The organism is Thermoanaerobacter sp. A7A (assembly GCF_000445185.1).
Taxonomy (GTDB): domain Bacteria; phylum Bacillota; class Thermoanaerobacteria; order Thermoanaerobacterales; family Thermoanaerobacteraceae; genus Thermoanaerobacter.
In genome coordinates, this window is sequence record NZ_AVAF01000125.1 from 1 (window position 1) to 1,678 (window position 1,678).

Sequence of the window (1,678 nt, forward strand, 5' to 3'; positions counted from 1 at the left end):
AATAAATACAATAGCCGTCCCTGTTCTTAAATTATTTCTAAATATTTCCATCACTAAATTTATATCCAACACCATACACCGTTTTAATATACACTGGATTTTTCGTATCGTCTTCAATTTTTTGTCTTAAATTTTTAATATGTGCATCAATCGTCCTGTCATAGCCTTCATAGTCAAATCCCATAACTTTTTCAATTAATTCTTCTCTTGTAAAGACCCTATTTGGATTGCGAATTAAAAACTTTAAAATTTTAAATTCGTTTGGAGTGAGATTTACAACTACTCCTTTTTTCTTCACCGTGTGTGCTTTAAAATCGACCACAAGGTCATCATTATTAAAAGACATTACTTCAGCAAGAGGCACATCATCAGTTGTTCTTCTTAATATTGCTTTTACTCTCATAACCAATTCACGTGGGCTGAATGGTTTTGTAATATAGTCATCAGCACCTATAGAAAATCCATTAATTTTATCACTTTCTTGAACTTTTGCTGTAAGCATCAATATCGGAACATTGGAAAACTGCCGTATTCTCTTGCACAATTCCTCTCCTGAAATAGCTGGCAACATGAGATCCAATATAACAAGGTCTGGTTTTTCTTTTTTGAATGTATCTAAAACGTTATTGCCATTAGTTTCAGTAATAACACTAAATCCCTCATGCTCAAGGTATGACTTTACAACTTCAAGTATTTTTATTTCGTCATCAACCACAAATATTTTCTTATTCATCTTCCATCCACCCTTTATTATTTTGCAGCAAAATTATGAATAACTTATGAAAATAGCTTGATAAACTTCTTTTAATATATTATACATCACAGTTCGCAAAAATCTAATCGCCTACTTTTGGAAATTATTTTAATTAAACTGTATTTATTTTCTCTTCATATTTTCTTCAAAAGTAAGTTTTAAAATAAAGTTGAAAGCAAGTTAACAATTTTTCGATAAATAGAAAGGAGTTGAAAAGTATGTGTCTTATATTAATCTTGGCAATTGGTTTTTATTTGTACAAAACAGGTGATCTGCAAAGAATGATTAATAATTTGAATGAAAGCAAAAATTACCAAGCAAATGAAGCAAAAAGAATACTTGATATACGCTTGGCTAAAGGTGAAATTACAGAAGAAGAGTATAACAAATTAAAAAGTATTTTGTAAAATTTAAATATTTAGAGAGGAGGAGTAAATAATGTTTGGAGGATATATGATGGGTGGTTTAGGTCGTTGGTTTGGAGGATATTATCCTTGTGGTTATGGAACTTGGTTCGGTGGTGGACTTACCAATATATTGTTCTTAATTTTAATAGGCGTAGTAATTTACTTGCTAGTAAAACAGATTAGAAATGTTAACTTTTTTAAAAAACACGATACAGATCCTAATAATGAAGCATTAGAAATTGCCAAGTTAAGGTACGCTCGCGGTGAAATCACCTTAGATGAGTATATAGAAATAACTAAAATTTTAAAAAAATGAGCTAAATAATCAGATTGAAAACCCCCCATTTTTCTGAATACAGAAAAAGGGGGGATGTATTTGTATATAATTTGCCTTTTTTTAGTATAATAAGTGACAATAATCACAGATTTTTGATAAACCCCTTTATATAATAAATAGACTTGTGCAAAATTCAGAAACCTTCATTTAAGCCATTCTACAGACATACTTTTTTCCTAT

General features: G+C 29.7%; 3 protein-coding genes. 2 read left to right on the forward strand and 1 reads right to left on the reverse strand.

What is annotated here, in order from left to right; genetic code table 11:
• Window positions 1-37 precede the first annotated feature (37 nt).
• A complete protein-coding gene (locus M663_RS0109860; protein WP_029688793.1) occupies window positions 38-733 on the reverse strand; it encodes a response regulator transcription factor in 696 nt (231 codons plus the stop codon).
• Window positions 734-972: 239 nt separating this feature from the next.
• On the opposite strand from M663_RS0109860, the gene M663_RS0109865 reads away from it, so the two are divergent.
• The gene (locus M663_RS0109865; protein ID WP_029688794.1) at window positions 973-1,161 is read left to right on the forward strand and encodes an SHOCT domain-containing protein; all 189 of its coding nucleotides are present in this window, start codon (window positions 973-975) and stop codon (window positions 1,159-1,161) included.
• 31 nt (window positions 1,162-1,192) lie between these two features.
• Complete coding sequence (locus M663_RS0109870) at window positions 1,193-1,477, forward strand: hypothetical protein (RefSeq protein WP_029688795.1); 285 nt, start codon at window positions 1,193-1,195, stop codon at window positions 1,475-1,477.
• The last annotated feature ends 201 nt before the right edge of the window (window positions 1,478-1,678 follow it).

What these genes read in the sequence shown, in the direction of transcription:
- M663_RS0109860 (WP_029688793.1), bottom strand. Translation starts at nt 733, where the DNA reads ATGAATAAGAAAATATTTGTGGTTGATGACGAAATAAAAATACTTGAA.
- M663_RS0109865 (WP_029688794.1), top strand. Translation starts at nt 973, where the DNA reads ATGTGTCTTATATTAATCTTGGCAATTGGTTTTTATTTGTACAAAACA.
- M663_RS0109870 (WP_029688795.1), top strand. Translation starts at nt 1,193, where the DNA reads ATGTTTGGAGGATATATGATGGGTGGTTTAGGTCGTTGGTTTGGAGGA.